Here is a 19,099-nt window from a genome sequence, read left to right as displayed (position 1 = left end):
CGCGCGGGCGTCGTCCGGTGCAGTGTGGGTACGGCCTGCGTCCAGCAGGAGCGGCGAGGTGGGGGCACCTCGGACCGCATCCGACGCCGTACCCGAATGCGGCGCTCCCGGGGGGAATCATGTCTCGCACACACCGACGGTCGCGTCAGCGCGTGGGAGCGCTCCCACATGCCCGCCGGCGCCAGTGGGGGTCCGAGCGCACCCGCGTTCCGCTGCCGACCGTCCACACGCCGCCGTCCGCGGCGACCCTGGTGTGGGCGCGCGTCGCGATCATCGTCACCGTCGTCGCGTGGGCCGCGTACATCCTCACGACCATCGTGCGACAGCTCCGGGTGTACGGGCCGGACGACTATCTCCTCACGGTCGAGGCATGGATATATGCCGCCGTCGTCACATTCCTCACGCTGTCCGCCCTCATGTACCTGGTCGCGCGCGAGGGAGCGCTCGGTCGGTTCCGTCGTCACCGCCGCGCGGCCCGCGCGGAACTGGATCAGCACTTCCTCACCGGACACGGCGACGGCCTCACCGTCCTCGTTCCGTCCTACGCGGAAGAGCCGTCGGTCATCCGCAAGACGCTGTGGTCGGCGGCCCTGCAGGAGTACCCGGACCTGCGGGTCGTCCTCCTCCTCGACGACCCGCCCTCCCCGTCCGATCCCGCTGAGCGGGCGCGGCTCGCCGCCACCCGGGCCCTGGCCGCCGGCATCCATGCGGATCTCGAAGGCCCGCGCTCGCTGTTCTCCGAGTCGCTGCTCACGTTCGAGCACGAGTTGCTGACGACCGGGCGCGTGGGCCAGGACGCGGTCCGGCGCGTGCACGCCGCCTACGTCGAAGCCGTGCGGTGGTTGCGCGAGATGGCGGACACCGAGCCGCACGAGGATCACGTCGACACGTTCTTCATCGACCAGGTGATCCGCGGGCTGGCCGACGACCTCGAACTCACCGCTCGGGCCCTGGATGCCGCGCTGATCGCCGAGCGGACACCGGAACCGGAGCGCCTCCTCGGGCTCCACCGCCGGCTCGTCCGCATCTTCACCGCGGACATGGCGGTCTTCGAACGCAAGGCGTACGCGTCCCTGTCGCACGAACCCAACAAGGCGATGAACCTGAACGCCTACATCGGGCTCATGGGCGGGCGCTACCGCGCGGAACGGACCCCGCAGGGCGTCCACCTCCGGCTCGTCTCGGGTGCCGCCGAGGCGGATCTCGTCGTCCCCAACGCCGAGTACCTGCTCACGCTCGACGCGGATTCCCTGCTGCTGCGCGACTACTGCCTGCGGCTCGTGCACTTCCTCGAACAGCCCGGCAACGAGCGCGTCGCGGTCACGCAGACGCCGTACTCGTCGTTCCGCGGTGCCCCGACCCGCATCGAACGCCTGGCGGGTGCGACCACTGACCTCCAGCACATCCTCCACCAGGGCATGACCGCCCACGGCGCCACCTTCTGGGTGGGGGCCAACGCCGTCATCCGGATGGAGGCCCTCGACGACATCCTCGAGATCGAGTCCACGTCGGGGTTCGAGGTGCGCCGCTACGTGCAGGACCGCACGGTCATCGAGGACACCGAGTCCAGCATCGACCTGACGCAGCGCGGGTGGACGCTCGTGAACTACCCCGAGCGCCTGAGCTACAGCGCGACGCCGCCGGACTTCGGCTCGCTCGTCGTGCAGCGACGCCGCTGGGCGAACGGCGGGCTGCTCATCCTCCCCAAGTTCCTCGCCCAGGTGCGGGCGCGGCGCCGCACCGAGACGCCCGTGCGGCTCGCGGAATGGCTGCTGCGGGTGAACTACATGGCGTCGCTCGCGTGGGCCAGCGTGGGACTCGTGTTCCTGCTCGCGTTCCCCTTCGACAGCGCACTGCTCAGCCCGCTCGTGGTGCTCGCGGCCTTGCCGTACTTCCTGTCGCAGGCGAGCGATCTGCGCACCACCGGCTATCGGCGGCGCGACATCTTCCGCATCTACGGCTTCAACCTCATCCTGCTGCCGGTGAACCTCGCCGGCGTGCTCAAGTCGGTCGAGCAGGCGCTCACGGGGCGCAAGATCCCGTTCGCGCGCACGCCGAAGGTGCGGGATCGCACGGCGACGCAGCTCCTGTACGTGGTGAGCCCCTGGGCGATCCTCGTGTTCTCGGTCGTCACCGCGTGGTGGAACGCGTCCGCGCAGAACTGGGGTACGGCCGCATTCGCCGGGTTCAACTCGGTCTGCGCGGCCTGGGCCATCGTCGAGAACATCGGGGTGCGCAATTCGATCGTCGACGTCTGGCTCGGGTTGACGAACTGGATGTGGGTGCCGGTCGCCGCGGGCGGGAGCGGAACGACCCCGACGGGAGAGGACTTCGACTGGGAGGCGGCGCTGTACCACGGCTATCCCGCGGTCGGTGATCGGGCCAGCGCGCGGACGACTCCGCCCCGCCTCGAGACGGAGACCTCCGCCCTCCCGACCCCGATCGATTCCGGCCTCCGATGAACTCCCGCGTCAGCTACGTCTCCCCGCCCGCCCCGGGACCGCACGACGGCAAACGCCTCTCGCCGTGGCGGGTGCTCGCGGGTCTCGCCGTCGTCGCGGTCGTCGTGGCCGGCGGCGTCGTCGGCTACCGATTCTTCAGCGGCACCGCTGAGGCGCGCGCGGAGGTGCCCGCGCCGTGGTTCGCCGGCTACGTCGACGTCACCGCGACCCCCGCGTACGACTTCGAGACCCCGCGCCACGACGAGACGCGCGATGTCGCGCTGGCCTTCGTGGTCGCCGCCGCTCCCGACGACTGCGTGCCCTCGTGGGGCGCGGCATACTCCCTGGATGCCGCTGCCGACGACCTCGACCTCGATCGGCGCATCGCCCGGCTCCGACAGCGCGGCGGAGACGTCGTCGTCTCCTTCGGCGGGGCGGCGAACACGGAACTGGCATCGGCCTGTGCGGACGTCGACGCCCTTCGGCAGGCGTACGCCGACGTCGTCGACCGCTACGCGGTCGGCCGCATCGATCTCGACATCGAGAACGACGACCTCGCGGACCGTGTCGCCGGGCTCCGGCGGGCGCTCGCCGTGGCCGACCTGCAGCGGGAGCGCGCGGCGAGCGGGGACCCGCTGGCGGTGTGGCTCACCCTCCCGGTCTCCGAACGCGGCCTCACGGACGACGGTCGCGCCGCCGTGGCGCAGATGCTCGACGCGGGTGTCGACCTCGCCGGCGTCAACGCCATGACCATGGACTACGGCACCGATCTGGGCGGGCGGAGCCTGGCCCTCGTCGCCCAGAATGCGCTCACGGCCGTCCACGACCAGCTGCTCGACGCGTACGCCCATGCCGACACCCCGATCGCCGACGCGACGGCGTGGGCGAAGGTGGGCGCGACGCCGATGATCGGCCAGAACGACGTGGAGCAGGAGGTGTTCGGACTGGAGGACGCGCGACAGCTGAACGCGTTCGCGCTCGCGCAGCACCTCGGTCGGGTGTCGATGTGGTCCCTCAACCGCGACCGTACGTGCGGCGAGAACTACGCGGACGTGCGCCTCGTCTCGGACGCCTGCAGCGGCGTGGATCAGGGGGACACCACGTTCGCCGCGACGCTCGGCGCAGGCTTCACGGCATCCGTCGCGGCCGCGCCCGCGGCGTCGACGCCCCTGCCGCCCGCGCCGACGGACGATCCGGCCCGCAGCCCCTATCCCGTGTGGGTATCCGGGAGCACCTACCTCGCGGGGACGAAGGTGGTGTGGCACGGCACGGTGTACCGGGCGAAGTGGTGGACGCGCGGGGCCCAGCCCGACGACCCCACGGTGGCCGCGAGCGACTCTCCGTGGACGATCGTCGGGCCCGTGCTCGCCGGCGAGACCCCGCAGCCGCAGCCGACGCTCCCCGCGGGTCTCCTCCCGACGTGGAACGGCACCGACGTCTACACCGCGGGGAGATGCGTCGAGCTCGACGGCACGGCGTTCCAGGCGCGGTGGTGGACGCAGGGCGACAGCCCCGCCGCGGCATCCATCGATCCGGGGACGTCCCCGTGGATGCCACTCACCGCCGACCGCGTGATCGGGGGTCAGGCCGGCTGCTGAGTCGCCGCGAGGCTCTGCACGATCGCCACCGCCGCGAGCTGCCCGCTCGCGATGGCCACCGCGAGCGTCGCCATGGGGCCGGGGAAGTGGTCGGGGTGCGCCATGTCGCCCGCCGCGAACACGCGCTCGACGCCGGTGCGCCCGTACGGGTCGATGCGCACGGCCCCCGACTCCTGGAACGTCAGGCCGAGGTCCGCGGCGAACGGTGCGCGCTGACGCGGCGCCGGGGCGACGAACACCCCGGCCACGTCGACGGTCGACGCGTCGTCGAGAACGAGCCTCAGGCCGTCCTCCAGGTCTTCGACGGCCACGACACGTGCGGGGTCGAGCACCCGGACCTCGGATGCCACGGGCTCGAGCATCCCGCGCAGCATAACCGCGTGCGGGGAGGCGTTGAGGATCGCGACCGGCCGGCCCGCGAACTCGTGGCCGTGGCAGAACGGGCAGTTGGCGACGCGGTTCCCCCAGTGCTCCGCGAGTCCGGGGATCGGCGGCAGGTCGTCGGCGAGGCCCGTCGCCAGCACGAGGTGCTCCGCGCGGAGCGTCTCGCCGTCGACCTCCACCCGCACGCCGTCGGCGTCCGCGGCGACCCCGGAGACCCTGGCATCCCGGATCTCCACCGTCGCGTAAGCGTCTAGCTCGGCGCGGCCGCGGCGCCGGAGGTCGGCCGGCGCGACGCCGTCGTTGCCGAGCAGGTTGTGCGCGTGCTCGACCGTCGCGTTGCGGTACTCGCCGGAGTCCAGCAGCAGTACGCGTCGGTGCATGCGCCCGAGGGTGAGGGCGGCCTGCAGGCCCCCGGGACCGCCGCCGATGATGATGGCCTCGTACATGACGGGCTCCTTCCGTTTGCGTTCGCGACCATCGTGTGACTTCATGTCGACATGAAGTCAAACGGCGAGACGATCGGCGACGCGGCGGCCCGGTTCGGGCTCGAGACGCACGTCCTGCGGCACTGGGAGGACGAGGGTCTCCTCCGCCCGGCGCGGAACCCGGCGGGACGGCGCCGCTTCGGTGACGCCGATCTCGTGCGCATCGCGGTGATCCTCCGCAACAAGGCGGCGGGCATGTCGCTCGACCAGATCCGCGTGCTCCTCGACGAGGACGCCCCCGACCGGCATCGGGTGCTCGAGGAGCACGTGGCCGAGCTCGACCGCCGCGCCGCCGACATCGCTCAGGCCCGGGCGATGACCGAGCACGCGCTGCGCTGCCGCGCGCACGACATCACCGAGTGCCACCGCTTCCGCAGCCACGTCGAGGACGTCCTCACAGGCCAGGCCCGGTGGCTCGTCACTCACACCGAACCGCCCGTTCCCGCGCCCGGCATCCCGCGCGAACTAGCATGAACCGGTGACCACGCCACCCCTTTCGGCCGAGCAGCAGGCGCTGTTCCGGCTGATCGAGGACACGCGCGAGCACGTGTTCGTCACGGGCCGCGCGGGCACGGGCAAGTCGACGCTGCTGCAGCACCTGGCGTGGAACACGAAGAAGCAGATCGCCGTGTGCGCCCCCACGGGCGTCGCGGCGCTCAACGTCGAGGGGCAGACGATCCATTCGCTGTTCCGCCTGCCGATCGGCCTCATCGCGAACGGCGAGATCGACCAGAACGACGCGACCCGCAAGCTCCTCAACGCGATCGACACGCTCGTCATCGACGAGATCTCGATGGTGAACGCCGACCTGATGGATGCCATCGACCGCTCGCTCCGCCAGGCCCGCGGCCGCCGCGCCGAGCCGTTCGGCGGCACCCAGATCGTCATGTTCGGCGACCCGTACCAGCTCGCGCCGGTGCCTCCGCGCGGTGATGAGGCGCGGTACATCCGCGACCACTACCGATCGTTCTGGTTCTTCGACGCGAAGGTGTGGTCCGGCGAGACGTCGGGGGACGGACTCATCGACATCGGGCGGCACGGCGCCGACCTGCACGTCAACGAGCTCGTCGAGATCCACCGGCAGTCCGACCCGGGCTTCAAGACGCTGCTCAACGCCGTCCGGTACGGGCGCGTCACCGCGGAGATGGCCGGGATCCTGAACGCCGCCGGGGCGCGCACCCCGCCGCATCCCGCCGACGGCGAGCACCCGATCATCACGCTCGCGACGCGGAACGACCGCGTGAACGAGATCAATCGCCGACACCTCGACGAACTGGTCGGCCGCACGCAGACCGCGAATGCCGAGATCTCGGGTGACTTCGGCCGCGGCGAGGCGAACTACCCCGCCGAGCTCGCGTTGACGCTCAAGATCGGCGCGCAGGTGATGTTCCTCCGCAACGACTCCGCCCAGTTCGGCGAGGGGCCGCGGTGGGTCAACGGCACGATCGGCACCGTCACCCGCATCGCGGGCGACAGCGTGCGCGTCGAGGTCGACGGCACCGAGCACGACGTCGAGCCGGCCGTGTGGGAGCGCTATCGCTACGCGTACGACCCCGGCACGAAGAACCTGTCGCGCGAGATCGTCGCCGAGTTCACGCAATTCCCGCTGCGCCTGGCGTGGGCCGTGACGATCCACAAGTCGCAGGGCAAGACGTACGACCGCGCGGTCGTCGATCTCGGCGCCGGCGCCTTCGCGCCCGGTCAGACCTACGTCGCGCTGAGCCGACTGACCTCGCTCGACGGTCTGTACCTCTCGCGCCCGCTCCGTCCCAGCGACATCCGCGTCGACGAGGACGTCCGGCGCTTCATGAAGCAGGCGTGGCTCGGGCGGCAGCAGGCCGCGCAGGCCTGAGGCGCGCGTTCAGGCGACCTGCGCCGCCTTCGCGCGGGCCAGGTCGGCGCAGAGCTCGGTGGTGAACCGGTACGCGACGAGCACTTCGTCGATGACGCGGGCCTTCTCTGCGTCGTCCCAGGGCGCGGCATCCAGCTGTTCCCGGTAGACGCGTTTGAACGCCGACGGATCGGCGATGTCGGCGAAGAGGTACAGGCCGATCCCGTTCGTCTCGAAGCCGAACCGGCGCTGCAGCACCCGGCCGATCGAGGGGCCGCCCGAGAGATCGCCGAGGTAGCGCGTGTAGTGGTGCGCGACGAAGCCACCCGGCCACTGGGATGCCAGGTGGCGGATGCGCGACACGTACGCCTGGGTCGTGGGGAGCGGGGCGATCCGCTCGCGCCAGTCGGGGCCGATGAGGAACTCGAGGTCGGCCGCGATCGCGGGGAGTCGCGTGAGCTTGTCGCTGAGGAACACCGACACGACGGGGTGGTCGCGCAGGAGGGCGGTGCCGGCCTCCAGGGCCTCGTAGATGAACCAGTGCTGCACGACGTGCGCGATGTAGTCATCGCGCGTGCCGGTGCCCGTGATGAGGTCCACCATGAAGTCGGTGCATTCGGACGACGTGTGGGCCGCGCTCGACCGCTCCCGCAGGGCGGCGGAGAACGAAGCGACGGCGTTCATGCGGACATCATACGCAACGGGTTAGGTAAACCTAAGTCCTGTGACGCAACTCGCAGGGTGAATACCCGGTCAACCGTGATGCAGACGTGACTCCGCCCGGGTGCAAGCGGACGCCCCGATTGTTCCGCGTGTGTTTGAATTCTTCGAGCGCCGCTTCGTCGCGCGCGGAATCGTGGGGTGGACATGCGGGGTTGGCGCCGATCTGCGGCCGTGGTGGTCGCGGGAGCCAGCATCATCGCCCTCGCCCTGTCCGGGTGCACGCCCCAGTCGACGGCATCCATCAAGGTTCCCGACCAGGTGCAGGCGGAGCTTCCGGGGGACACGGTCACCCAGTTGCAGGATGCCGTGACCTCGGCGATGGCGATCACCGGCTCGACCGGCGCGATCGTGGGCGTGTGGGCGCCGTGGAGCGGCACGTGGGTCGCGGGCCTCGGCACGCAGGGGCCGGGCGGCGCGGAGGTCACCACCGACATGGGGTTCCGCGCGGCGGACGTGACCCGCTCGATGACGTGCGACGTCGTCTACGAACTCGCGGCCGACAAGACGTGGTCGCTCGACGACCCGATCACGAAGTGGGTCAGCGGCCTGCCCGGCTTCGACGACATCACGCTGCGCCAACTGTGCGACGGGACGTCCGGTCTGGGCGTGTACGGCGACATCCTCCAGAACCAGGTGCTGAGCAACCCCGATCGCGCGTGGAACGACCGCGAGCTCATGGCCTACGGCATCGCCAGCCCGCGCCGCAACGCGCCGGGCGCGGCCTTCGCCGGGTCCGACACCAACTACCTCCTCGCCGGCATGGCCGTCGAGCGCGCGACGGGCGAGACCCTGTCCGACGTCCTCGCGCAGCGCGTGGCCGGACCGCTGGGGTTGAGCGGGACGTCGCTGCCCGGTCCCGCCGCCGCAGCGCCGTCCGCCAACGCCCTCAACGGGTACTGGTCGCAGAAGAACGGCGACGCCTGGAACTGCACCGATCCGGGGAACTACACGGTGACGTCGGCGAGTTTCGGGGCCGGCGCCTCCGGTGCCGTCACCGACATCGCGGATCTCGGCCGGTACGCGCAGGCCCTGGCGACGGGCGCCTTGCTGCCCGACGGCAACGACCGCTTCGCGAACCCCGTGCCCGTGAGTGCGGACGCCCCGACCTGGTTCACCGCCGCGGGCGGTGCGTACCAGGCCGGATCGCTGATCGGACAGTTCGGGTCGGCGCCCGGCTACATCGTCGGCGCGTTCGCCGACCCCTCCACCGGAATGTCGGTCGCCGTCGTCCTCAACAACTCCGGCGCCAACGAGATGGCGGGCGCGTGGCTCGCGTGGGAGCTGGCCGCGATCGCCTCCAAGGCGCCCGCCGCGGACGGTCGCACCACCCCCGAGGCCGGTCTGCCGTGGACCGCGCAGCAGATGAGCGACAACCTCAACACGATCGCCATCTGCCCTCCCGCCGCGAAGTGACCACGCGCGTGACCCGTCGCGTGGTCGCGCCGTGACCGCGCGCGCCGGTCGCGGAACCGCCGCGGCGCTCGTGCTGGTCGGGCTCGCGTGCCAGGAGGTCGGGGCCTCCTTCGCCGTCCTGCTCTTCCCGCGGACGGGGCCGCTCGGCATCGTGATGCTGCGCCTGGTCTTCTCGGCGCTGCTCCTCCTCGCGATCGCGCGCCCCCGGCTGCGGGGCCACACGGCGGGCGCGTGGCGCTCGGTCGTGTGGTTCGGTGTGGTGCTGGCATCCATGAACGGGCTGTTCTATCTGGCGCTGAACCGCCTTCCGCTCGGGGTCACCGTGACGATCGAGGTGCTCGGGCCGCTGACACTGTCGATCCTCACCGCGACGGGGATCGCGCGGTGGCTGTGGGCCGGTCTCGCGCTCGCGGGTGTGGTCGCGCTCGGCGCCGGCGGATGGGATCGTCTCGACGCGCTCGGGGTCGTCTTCGCGCTCGGCGCGGCGGCCAGCTGGGCGCTGTACATCCTCGCGTCGGCCCGGGTCGGGCGGGAGTTCCCGCGCCTCGACGGCCTCGCGCTCGCGATGAGCGTGGGTGCCGTGATCGCGCTGCCGTTCGGCATCGCGCAGGCGCAGGGGGCGCTGCTGCGACCCGACGTCCTCGCGCTCGGCGCCGCGGTGGCCGTGCTGTCGTCGACGATCCCGTACGCCCTCGAGCTCATCGCGCTCCGGCGCCTGCCCGCGTCGGCCTTCGCGATCATGATGAGCCTCGGGCCGGCGACGGCGTCGCTCGCCGGGTTCCTGCTGCTCGGACAGCACCTCTCGTGGCTCGAGATCGCGGGGATCGGCCTCGTGATCGCGGCGAGCATCGGCGCGGTGACCGCGGCCGGGCGGCGACCGGCGAGCGAACCGATCGTCTGACACGGGATGCCACGTCCCGGCGCCCCGCGCCAGCGGCATCCGCTGTTTATCTTCGAGGGGTAGAACGGACGCATGCCCATCATCGACAGCGCCGTGTACGTGGACGGTCATCGGATCGAGAACCCGTCGAGCCTCGACCAGACCTTCGAGTACATGGAGGCCCACGGCGGCATGGCCTGGATCGGGCTGCTCCGGCCCTCGCCCGAGGAGCTCGAACGCGTCGCCAAGGAGTTCTCACTGCACCCGCTCGCCGTCGAGGACGCACTCACCGGACACCAGCGGTCCAAGCTCGAGCGCTACGGCGGCAACCTCTTCGCCGTGCTGCGACCCGCCCGCTACGACGATGCGACCGAGACCGTGCACTTCGGCGAGCTGCACGTCTTCGTCGGGTCGGACTACGTCGTCACGGTCCGCCAGGCGGAGGTGCCGGACCTCGCGCAGGTGCGCCGCCGGCTCGAGGGACAGCCCGAACTACTCGCGCGCGGACCCGAGGCCGTGCTGTACGCGATCCTCGACGAGGTGGTCGACCAGTACGACCCGGTCGCGGCGGGGCTGCAGAACGACGTCGACGAGATCGAGGACGCCCTGTTCGGCACGGGCGACGTGGAGCTCACGCAGCGCATCTACGAACTCGCACGCGAGGTCATCCACTTCCAGCGCGCCACCGAGCCGTTGCGCGACATGCTGGAGGCTCTCCTCCGCGGCGCGGAGAAGTACGGGGTCGACATCGAGCTGCAGCGATCGCTCCGCGACGTGCTCGACCACGTGCTGCGGCAGTGCGACAAGCTCGGCTCTCTCCGTGCGATCCTCGACAACGCGCTGACCGTCAATGCCACGCTCGTCACGCAGCGGCAGACCGAGACGTCCCTCGAACAGAACGACCAGGTGAAGAAGATCTCCGGGTGGGCGGCGATCCTGTTCGGACCGTCGTTGATCGGCGCGATCTACGGCATGAACTTCAAGAACATGCCCGAGCTCGATTGGACGTTCGGGTACCCGATGGCGCTCGCGCTCATGGCCGCGACGTCGTTCGGGCTCTGGATCACGTTCAAGCGCAAGCACTGGCTCTGAGGCGCAGCGGCCGGCTTTTCGGCGCGCTTCACGGGCGCGGGAGCGCGGATGCCAATGATGGAGGGGTGACTGACACCACTCCTTCGGGCTCCGGCTCGGGCTCCGTCTCCGGCGATGGCGCCGGCGCCGGGACTCCCGCCGAGCCGATCACGACCGCGTCCGTGCACCTCGAGGACGAGGGGTACCACAAGCGATTGAGCTCGCGGCAAGTCCAGATGATCGCGATCGGCGGTGCCATCGGCACGGGCCTCTTCCTCGGGGCGGGCGGCCGTCTCGCCCAGGCGGGCCCGGCGATCGTGCTGTCGTACGCGGTGTGCGGCCTGTTCGCGTTCTTCATCCTGCGGGCGCTCGGCGAGCTGGTGCTGCACCGGCCGACCTCGGGCTCGTTCGTCTCGTACGCGCGCGAGTTCTTCGGGGAGAAGGCGGCGTTCGTCTCGGGCTGGTTCTACTGGATCAACTGGGCGACGACGACGATGGTCGACATCACCGCGGCCGCGCTGTACATGAACTTCTTCGGCAAGTACGTGCCGTGGATCGGCGCCGTTCCGCAGTGGGTGTGGGCGCTCGCCGCCCTCGTCACGGTGCTCGCGGTGAACCTCGTGTCGGTCAAGGTCTTCGGCGAGCTGGAGTTCTGGTTCGCGCTCATCAAGGTCACGGCGCTCGTGGCGTTCCTGCTCGTGGGCATCTACTTCGTGATCTTCGGCACGCCCACCGGGGCACCCGTCGGGTTCTCGCTCATCGCCGACAACGGCGGCTTCTTCCCCAACGGCATCCTGCCCGCGATCATCCTCATGCAGGGTGTGGTGTTCGCGTACGCCTCGATCGAACTGATCGGCACGGCCGCGGGCGAGACGAAGAACCCCGAGAAGGTCATGCCGCGCGCGATCAACTCCGTGATCATCCGCGTCGCGGTGTTCTACGTCGGGTCGGTGCTGCTGCTCTCGCTGCTGCTGCCGTTCACCGCGTACTCCAAGGACGAGAGCCCGTTCGTCACGTTCTTCGCGTCGATCGGGGTGCCCGGCGTCGACGTCATCATGAACCTCGTCGTGCTCACGGCGGCGCTGTCGTCGCTGAACGCGGGGCTGTACTCCACCGGCCGCATCCTGCGCGCGATGGCGGTCGCCGGGTCGGCGCCGAAGTTCGCCGCACGCATGAACAAGGCGGGCGTGCCGTACGGCGGCATCGCGATCACGGCGTTCGTCGCGCTGTTCGGCGTCGTCATCAACTTCGTGGCGCCCAGCGACGCGTTCGAGACGGTGCTGAACGTGGCGGCCGTCGGCATCCTGGTGACCTGGGCGACGATCATGCTGTGCCAGATGCGGCTGAAGAAGCTCGCGGACCGCGGTGAGCTGGTGCGGCCGTCGTTCCGCCTCTTCTGGGCGCCGTACACCGGATACCTGACGCTGGCGTTCCTGCTCGTGGTGCTCGTGCTGGTGTTCGTCGACTCGCCCGCGACCGCGCTCGTGGCGCTGGTCGCGAGCATCCTCATCGCGATCGGGTGGTTCGCGCGCCGCAAGCGCATCGCCGAACTGGCCGAGGAGCGGGACGGCTACACGGGGACGGTCCCGGTGGTGCCGAGCCCGTTCTCGAAGGAGTAGGTCGTCGGTTCGCGTGAGGTCATCGTGACCCCCGAGTACAGCCGCTCCATCCCCGGTGTGCTGAAGAACGCGCTGGACTGGTCGGCGCGTCCCTACGGTGAGGCGTCCTTCAACGACAAGCCCACCGCGGTCGTCGGCACTTCCCAGGGCGGTATCGCCACCGCCGCCGGTCAGCAGCACCTGCGCTCGGTCCTCCTGCACTACAACGCGCTCGTGCTCGGACAGCCCGAGGGCTACATCCAGTCGACGCCCGGCCTGTTCGGCGAGGACGGCACCGTCAACGACGAGGGCACGGCAGCGTTCCTCCGCTCGATCATCGAGGCGCTCGTGACGCTCGTCGAGCGCACGGCTCCCGCGGCGGTTCCGGCGGTCTGACGCTCCGCACGTCGGGGTCGGGCTTGGCTCCGGCCCCGACGTCGCGCGCAAAGTTCGCAGATTCGGCGGTTCTTCGCAGATTTCCGGCCGAATCCTGCGAAGAACGGGGAAATCTGCGACGTTTGCGCGCGTCGCCCCGCGCAGCCTCAGCCGCCCAGCGCCTGCGCCTTCCGGCGCAGCAGCGCCGCCTCGCGGGCGTTGCGGGTGAGGCCCGCGGCCTCGAGCAGCTGCGCGCGGGCGTCCTCGACGCGGCCCAGGCGCGCGAGCAGTTCGCCGCGCACGGACGGCAGCAGATGCGAACCGCGCAGAGGCGTGGCATCCATTCCGTCGACGATCGCGAGCCCCTCTTCCGGACCGGATGCCATTGACACGGCGACCGCGCGATTGAGCTCGACGACCGGGTTCGCGGTGATCCGGCCGAGCATCTCGTACAGCAGGACGATGCGGTCCCAGTCGGTCACCTCGACGCTCGCGGCCTCGGCGTGACACAGCGCGATCGCGGCCTGCAGTTGATACGGGCCTCGGCCCTTGCCGAGGGCGTCGGCCCGGTCGAGGAGCGCGCGGCCGCGGGCGATCGCCGAGTGATCCCAGCGGCGTCGATCCTGGTCGGCCAGCAGCACGGCATCCCCGTTCCCGTCGATCCGGGCGGCGAAGCGGGATGCCTGGAACTCCATGAGCGCGGAGAGCCCGAGCACCTCCGGCTCGCGGGGGAGTAGGCGGTCGAGGACGCGGCCGAGCCGCAGCGCCTCGTGCGCCAGCTCGGTGCGGAGGACCGCGTCGCCCGTGCTCGCGACGTAGCCCTCGGTGAAGATCAGGTACACGACGGTCAGCACCGCCGTGCGCCGCGCGGGCCATTCCGCGGGCTCGGGCACCGCGAAGGGGACGCGCGCCGCGCTGAGCGCCTTCTTGGCCCGGACGATCCGCTGCTGCATCGTCGGGACGGGGACCAGGAAGAGCCGCGCGATCGCCTCGGTGTCGAGGCCTGCCACGACCTTCAGCGTCAACGCCACCTGCGCTTCGCGCGAGAGCACGGGGTGACAGGCGGCGAAGACCAGGCGCAGGACGTCGTCGTCGATCGGCTCCCACATGTCGTCGGCCACCTCGTCGAGGTCGGCGGCGAGGAGGCGGTACTTCTCGCCGAGGCGCTGCTCGCGCCGCCAGCCGTCGATCGCGCGACGCTTCGCCACCGCCGTGAGCCATGCCCCGGGGTTGCGCGGAACGCCGTCGCGCCCCCACTGCTCCACGGCTTCGACGAGCGCGTCCTGCGCGAGGTCTTCCGCGGTGCCGAGGTCGCCGACCACGCGAGCCAGCGCCGCGACGATCCGGGCACCCTCGATGCGCCAGATCGCCGCGACGCGGCGCGAGAGGTCGGGCTCGGTCACCGCCCGGACAGCTCCTCGCGCCAGCCCTCCTCCTTCTGGATGTACTCGTTGTCGGCGAACGCGGCGAAGTCGGTCTCGTCCGTCACGCGGCGCACCTCGAGCTTGTTGCCGGCGATGAGCGGCGCGCGGCGCGCCCACTCGATCGCCTCGTCGCGCGACGACACCTCGATGATCCAGAAGCCGTTGAACAGCTCGTGCGTCTCGCCGTAGGGGCCGTCGGTGACCACCGGCTCCTCACCGCCGAACTCGACGACGAAGTTCTGGCTCATGTCTTCGGCGAGGCCGTCGCCGGCGACGAGCACGCCCGCGGTGATCATGGACTCGTTGTACGCGCCCATGTCGTTGATGATCTGCTCGAAGGGGATCTGCTTGTACGCCGCGTACGCCTCGTCGGTGCCGCGCATGATCAGCATGTACTTCGTCATGGTCTCTTCTCTTCCCTGCTGCCGTGGATTCCGGGGGAGCGGATGCCTGCCCCTACTATCGCGTCGAACGGCGCGGGCCGGAATCGACAGGGGGACGAAAAAAGATCCCGGATGCCGTCAGCCGAAGATCATCGGGAGGTCGTCGTCCTCGCCGTCGGTGAAGTCGAGGTCGGCGACGACGGGCACGTGGTCGCTCGGCGCCTCGCCCTTGCGCTCGTTGCGGTGGATCTCGGCGCCCTGCACGGCGTCGGCGAACGCCGTCGAGCCGAGGATGAAGTCGATCCGCAGCCCCTCGTTGCGGGGGAAGCGCAGCTGCTTGTAATCCCAGTACGTGTAGCCGGTGGGAATGAGCGGACGCACGACGTCGGTGAGCCCCGCGGACTCGAACGCGGCGAACGCGGCGCGTTCGGGCGGCGAGACGTGCGTGGTCACGCCCTCGATCACGGTGGGGTCGCCGTTGTCGGCATCCGTCGGGGCGATGTTGAAGTCGCCCGTGAGGGCGAGGGGCAGGCCGGGGTTCGCCGCGAGCGTGTCTTCGGTGTGACGGCGGAGGGCCTCGAGCCAGTCGAGCTTGTAGCGGTAGTGAGGGTCGTCGAGCCCGCGGCCGTTCGGGACGTACAGGCTCCACACCTTCACGCCGTTGACGGTCGCGCCGAGCGCCCGCGCCTCCTTCGGCAGATCGGGACCTTCCTTGCCCTTCTCGAACCCGGGCATGCCGGGGAAGCCGATCTCGACGTCCTCGATCGGCTCGCGGCTGGCGATCGCGACGCCGTTCCACTGGTTGAGCCCGTGCGCGACGACGTGATACCCGGCCTCTTCGAACGCGGCGTACGGGAACTGCTCCGTCTTGCACTTGATCTCCTGCATCGCCAGCACGTCGATGTGCTCGCGCACGGCGAACTCGACGGTGCGGGCGACGCGGGCGCGGACGGAGTTGACGTTCCAGGTGGCCAGGCGCATGGCATCCAGCCTACTTTCGGGCGGGGACATCGCCGGGCGATGAGCTGCAGCGGGGGATCCCCTACCGTGCCGCGGCGAGCAGCACACCGCCCACTGCCCAGACGAGGGCGAGAGCCCCCATCGCGAACGCCCACCGCTCGCGCGGCTCCCGTTTCCGGGAGAAGGCCCCTCGGACACACAGCCCCCACCAGATCGCCAGGACGGCGATCACGGAGGAGACGGCGATCGCATGTGCGGACGCCGGTGCGAACGCGGTCGCCGCCGCGCCGATCGGAAGCGGGGCGGCCGCGGCCCACCACGCGATCCCCGGCGAGTGCGACGCGCTCCGGGGATCCCACGGCGCCGCGCCCAGCCGTCGTGCGACGTCGGGGACGTCTCCGGGCACGGGATCGTCGAACCTCAGGTGCGACCGCTCGGCGAGGACCGATGACGGGTCGTTCCCTCCACGCGACAGGATGCTCGCCGCGTACGCGTCGCGCTCCGCCTCCGTGGTCACCCCGGGAAGCGGACAGCCCCAGCGGCCCGCCTGGGCGGGGCGATTCCGTCTTCGCGCATCTTCGACGAGCGCGCGTCGCGCTTCCGGATCGCCGTCGGCACGGACGAGCGCGCGCAGCATCACCCGTCCCTCTTGCGGTCGGCTGTCGAGGAGCTCGAGGGCGCGCCGGGTGGCGAACTCGGGGTCGGGGAGTTCGACCGGACGATCGAAGAGCCGCAGTCCCGCGGCGAGCACTCCTCCACTGACGATGACCGTGATCAGTGCGGCGAGAGCGAGTTCGGCAGCGGACGACGATGGCGTGTCGAAGAGCGCGTTCCACAGCGTGGGACCGGTGTTCCAGACAAGGACGACGAAACTCGCGATCAGCACGATGACCGCGATGAACACGCCAACGCACCCCAGAAGCGCGACGCGAGAGGCATCCTTCGGTCCGCGCTCGACGTAGCTCGGCGATGTGAGGTCGGCGACGACGGGGGGAACGACCTCGTTGTCGGGGAGCAGCAGGCTCTGACGCACGAAATTGCCTCGGCTCGCTCGACCGAGCATCCACAGACGCATGTGCGCAATCTCTCGTGGTCGCGCCCAGCCCGGGAAGACGACGCCCCACCGCCCCGCTTGCGCGCGATCCCCGATCTGCCGGTAGTGCTCCGCGAGAGCCAGGCGGAGTTCGGGCGATCGGGATGCCCGTGCCTTGGCTTCCTGGCGCGCCTCTTGCACGTCCGTCCCCGCGCCTTCGGTCGCGAGCAGCGCGACGAGGTCGGGGGTGGGCGTTTTCGGCATGCGCCCATGATGGCGGAGGCTTCGCTTTCCGCACCAAATAGACTCGACGCCGTGACCACCGCCTCCACGCCCGAGCTCGAAGCCGACCGTCAGGCCCTCATCGGCCTCATCAACGCCGAGGCGGTGTTCCACGGCGACTTCACCCTCTCGAGCGGCAAGAAGGCGACGTACTACGTCGACATGCGCAAGCTCACGCTCGACCACCGCGCCGCTCCCGCGATCGGCCGTCTCGTGCTCGACCTCGTGAAGGACCTCGACGGTGTCGTCGCCGTCGGCGGGCTCACGCTCGGCGCCGACCCGATCGCCAACGCCGTGATGCACGAGTCGGTGCACGCGGGCCGCCCGCTCGACGCGTTCGTCGTGCGCAAGGAGCCCAAGGACCACGGCCGCGGCCGCCAGATCGAGGGCGCCGACGTCGCGGGCAAGCGCGTCGTCGTCGTCGAGGACACCTCCACAACCGGGCAGTCCGCCCTCAAGGCCGTCGAGGCGCTCCGCCGCGAGGGCGCCGAGGTCGTCGCCGTCGCCGTGATCGTCGACCGCAAGACCGGCGCACAGGCCGCGATCGAGGCCGAGGGCCTGCAGTGGCTGGCATCCATCGACCTCGACGACCTGGGGCTCGCGCCGCAGTAAGTCGGATGCCGGGGCGGATGCGGCGATCACTCCCCGCCGTCGCCCGGACCGTCGAACGGGTCGCGGTGGTCGCCCCTCCGCGAGCGGCGCCACTGCACGATGAACGCGACGAGCGTGCCGGCGGTGATGACGAAGGCCGTGAGGAGCCAGAGCGTGCGGTCGTCCATGGGGTCTCCTGATCAGACGGGGCGTTTGCCCGCGGCGGCGTCGGCCACGATCTTGGCGATCCGCGCCTCGCGCGTCTGCGGTCGCACGGCCATCGCGATCTGAGTGAGCCCGAACTTCCGGGCCGAGGGCGGGAACGCGTCCCAGTTCGTTCGCGCCGCGGGTACCGCGTCGAGAGCGGCGGTGAGTTCGCGCGGCTCGATGCCGGCCTCGGGTCCGTCGAGGATCTCCCACGCGCCGTTGGCACGGGCGACCTCGAGCGCGCGGACACCCGCGGGCCGCAGACGCCCCTCGGCCTCAAGTCGGGCGATGCGCGCCTTGTTCGTCGCCGCCCATCCGCTCCGCGGCTGACGCGGCGCGAACCACAGCCCCGAGCTCACCTCGTCGAACACCCGCACCGGGCCGTCGATCCAGCCGAAGCACAGCGCCTCGCAGATCGCCTCCTCGTACTCGACGTAGCGGCCCGCGTCGGCGCCCCGACCGCGGAGCAGCCACGCGCCCTTCGACACGGTGTGGTTCTCTTCGAGCCAGCGGCCCCACTCGACGGCATCGACCGCCGCGACCTTCACCCCGTCGTCGAGCGCGCCCACGTCACAGGCCTTCGGCCAGGCCCTCTTCGCCGTCGGCGAGGTCGGTCTCGACCGGCTCGGCGCGGACGAGGTCGGCGACGGATGCCAGGATCTCGTCGGGCCGGAACGGGTACTTCTCGATCTCGTTCTGGTCGCTGATGCCCGTCATCACGAGCACGGTGTGGAGCCCCGCCTCGATGCCGGCCACGATGTCGGTGTCCATGCGGTCGCCGATCATCCCGGTGTTCTCCGAGTGCGCGCCGATGCGGTTGAGGGCGGACCGGAACATCATCGGGTTCGGCTTGCCGACGATGTACGGCTCTTTGCCGGTCGCTTTCGTGATGAGCGCGGCGATCGCCCCGGTCGCGGGCAGCACGCCCTCGGTCGAGGGGCCCGTGGCATCCGGGTTCGTGGCGATGAAACGGGCGCCGTCGCGGATGAAGCGGATGGCCTTCGTGATCGCCTCGAACGAGTAGTTGCGCGTCTCGCCGACCACGACGTAGTCGGGTGCCGTCTCGGTCATGATGAAGCCCGCCTCGTGCAGCGCGGTCGTGAGCCCCGCTTCGCCGATGACGAAGGCGGAGCCGCCGGGCATCTGCGACCGCAGGAAATCGGCGGTGGCCAGCGCGGAGGTCCAGATCGAGGACTCGGGCACCACGAGTCCCGACGACCGCAGGCGAGCGCTCAGATCGCGGGGCGTGAAGATCGAGTTGTTGGTCAGGACGAGGAACGGCGTGCCCTCGGCTCGCCACTGCGCGAGCAGTTCGGACGCACCCGGCACGGGGGTGTTCTCATGGACGAGCACGCCGTCCATGTCGGTGAGCCAGCACTCGATGTCGCCCCGGGTTCGCATGGGCCCAGCCTAACGCGAG

19 protein-coding genes are annotated in these 19,099 nt (G+C 70.7%); 10 read left to right on the top strand and 9 right to left on the bottom strand.

What is annotated here, in order from left to right:
- Positions 1-119 precede the first annotated feature (119 nt).
- Positions 120-2,462: a glycosyltransferase family 2 protein gene (locus I5G_RS20845; protein ID WP_083896561.1), complete on the top strand. Its 2,343-nt coding sequence runs from the start codon at positions 120-122 to the stop codon at positions 2,460-2,462.
- Entirely contained in the window at positions 2,459-4,039 is a 1,581-nt protein-coding gene (locus I5G_RS20840; RefSeq protein ID WP_022878188.1) for a chitinase, read from the top strand. The genes I5G_RS20845 and I5G_RS20840 overlap by 4 nt, the downstream gene beginning before the upstream one ends.
- Here I5G_RS20840 and I5G_RS05595 read toward each other — a convergent pair.
- The gene (locus tag I5G_RS05595; protein ID WP_026095673.1) at positions 4,024-4,869 is read right to left on the bottom strand and encodes an NAD(P)/FAD-dependent oxidoreductase; all 846 of its coding nucleotides are present in this window, start codon (positions 4,867-4,869) and stop codon (positions 4,024-4,026) included. The genes I5G_RS20840 and I5G_RS05595 overlap by 16 nt on opposite strands.
- A 51-nt stretch (positions 4,870-4,920) precedes the next feature.
- On the opposite strand from I5G_RS05595, the gene I5G_RS05590 reads away from it, so the two are divergent.
- A complete protein-coding gene (locus tag I5G_RS05590) occupies positions 4,921-5,382 on the top strand; it encodes a MerR family transcriptional regulator (protein ID WP_022878186.1) in 462 nt (153 codons plus the stop codon).
- Between the two features lie 4 nt (positions 5,383-5,386).
- On the top strand, positions 5,387-6,760 hold the full coding sequence (locus tag I5G_RS05585) for an ATP-dependent RecD-like DNA helicase (protein WP_022878185.1): 1,374 nt from the start codon (positions 5,387-5,389) through the stop codon (positions 6,758-6,760).
- Between the two features lie 9 nt (positions 6,761-6,769).
- Here I5G_RS05585 and I5G_RS05580 read toward each other — a convergent pair whose 3' ends face one another.
- On the bottom strand, positions 6,770-7,423 hold the full coding sequence (locus I5G_RS05580; RefSeq protein ID WP_022878184.1) for a heme oxygenase (biliverdin-producing): 654 nt from the start codon (positions 7,421-7,423) through the stop codon (positions 6,770-6,772).
- 183 nt (positions 7,424-7,606) lie between these two features.
- Here I5G_RS05580 and I5G_RS05575 point away from each other — a divergent pair, with 183 nt between their 5' ends.
- The 5 genes from I5G_RS05575 (at position 7,607) to I5G_RS20830 (ending at position 12,820) form a co-directional block, all read left to right on the top strand.
- Complete coding sequence (locus I5G_RS05575; protein ID WP_026095672.1) at positions 7,607-8,875, top strand: serine hydrolase; 1,269 nt, start codon at positions 7,607-7,609, stop codon at positions 8,873-8,875.
- A 31-nt stretch (positions 8,876-8,906) separates the two neighbouring features.
- Positions 8,907-9,776: a DMT family transporter gene (locus I5G_RS05570; RefSeq protein ID WP_022878182.1), complete on the top strand. Its 870-nt coding sequence runs from the start codon at positions 8,907-8,909 to the stop codon at positions 9,774-9,776.
- Between the two features lie 72 nt (positions 9,777-9,848).
- Positions 9,849-10,847 carry a magnesium/cobalt transporter CorA gene (gene corA, locus I5G_RS05565; protein WP_022878181.1) on the top strand — a complete coding sequence of 333 codons (999 nt, stop codon included), beginning with the start codon at positions 9,849-9,851 and terminating at the stop codon, positions 10,845-10,847.
- Positions 10,848-10,993: 146 nt separating this feature from the next.
- Positions 10,994-12,445: an amino acid permease gene (locus I5G_RS20835; RefSeq protein WP_051038656.1), complete on the top strand. Its 1,452-nt coding sequence runs from the start codon at positions 10,994-10,996 to the stop codon at positions 12,443-12,445.
- A gap of 24 nt (positions 12,446-12,469) precedes the next feature.
- Complete coding sequence (locus tag I5G_RS20830; protein ID WP_022878179.1) at positions 12,470-12,820, top strand: NADPH-dependent FMN reductase; 351 nt, start codon at positions 12,470-12,472, stop codon at positions 12,818-12,820.
- Between the two features lie 146 nt (positions 12,821-12,966).
- Here the strand turns inward: I5G_RS20830 and I5G_RS05550 are convergent, their stop codons facing one another.
- From I5G_RS05550 to I5G_RS05535, 4 genes are all read right to left on the bottom strand, one after another.
- Positions 12,967-14,202, bottom strand: coding sequence for an RNA polymerase sigma factor (locus tag I5G_RS05550; RefSeq protein WP_022878178.1), 1,236 nt, complete (start codon positions 14,200-14,202; stop codon positions 12,967-12,969).
- On the bottom strand, positions 14,199-14,627 hold the full coding sequence (locus tag I5G_RS05545) for a YciI family protein (RefSeq protein WP_022878177.1): 429 nt from the start codon (positions 14,625-14,627) through the stop codon (positions 14,199-14,201). Before I5G_RS05545 ends, I5G_RS05550 begins: the two co-directional genes overlap by 4 nt.
- A 117-nt stretch (positions 14,628-14,744) precedes the next feature.
- Positions 14,745-15,587 carry an exodeoxyribonuclease III gene (locus I5G_RS05540; RefSeq protein ID WP_022878176.1) on the bottom strand — a complete coding sequence of 281 codons (843 nt, stop codon included), beginning with the start codon at positions 15,585-15,587 and terminating at the stop codon, positions 14,745-14,747.
- 61 nt (positions 15,588-15,648) lie between these two features.
- On the bottom strand, positions 15,649-16,863 hold the full coding sequence (locus I5G_RS05535) for a hypothetical protein (protein WP_022878175.1): 1,215 nt from the start codon (positions 16,861-16,863) through the stop codon (positions 15,649-15,651).
- Positions 16,864-16,914: 51 nt separating this feature from the next.
- Here I5G_RS05535 and pyrE point away from each other — a divergent pair, with 51 nt between their 5' ends.
- A complete protein-coding gene (pyrE, locus tag I5G_RS05530) occupies positions 16,915-17,493 on the top strand; it encodes an orotate phosphoribosyltransferase (RefSeq protein ID WP_022878174.1) in 579 nt (192 codons plus the stop codon).
- Between the two features lie 26 nt (positions 17,494-17,519).
- Here the strand turns inward: pyrE and I5G_RS25715 are convergent, their stop codons facing one another.
- From I5G_RS25715 to I5G_RS05515, 3 genes are read right to left on the bottom strand one after another with little or no spacing between them, the layout of a single operon-like run.
- On the bottom strand, positions 17,520-17,660 hold the full coding sequence (locus I5G_RS25715; RefSeq protein WP_022878173.1) for a hypothetical protein: 141 nt from the start codon (positions 17,658-17,660) through the stop codon (positions 17,520-17,522).
- A 12-nt stretch (positions 17,661-17,672) separates the two neighbouring features.
- Positions 17,673-18,248 carry a YdeI family protein gene (locus I5G_RS05520; protein ID WP_022878172.1) on the bottom strand — a complete coding sequence of 192 codons (576 nt, stop codon included), beginning with the start codon at positions 18,246-18,248 and terminating at the stop codon, positions 17,673-17,675.
- A gap of 1 nt (position 18,249) precedes the next feature.
- The gene (locus tag I5G_RS05515) at positions 18,250-19,080 is read right to left on the bottom strand and encodes an HAD-IIA family hydrolase (protein ID WP_022878171.1); all 831 of its coding nucleotides are present in this window, start codon (positions 19,078-19,080) and stop codon (positions 18,250-18,252) included.
- Positions 19,081-19,099 lie beyond the last annotated feature (19 nt).

The sequence above is a fragment of the Microbacterium sp. B19 genome (assembly GCF_000333395.1).
In the GTDB taxonomy this organism is placed as follows: domain Bacteria; phylum Actinomycetota; class Actinomycetes; order Actinomycetales; family Microbacteriaceae; genus Microbacterium.
The sequence above is the reverse complement of the archived record's forward strand: the minus strand, read 5'-3'. Positions and strand labels throughout refer to the sequence as shown.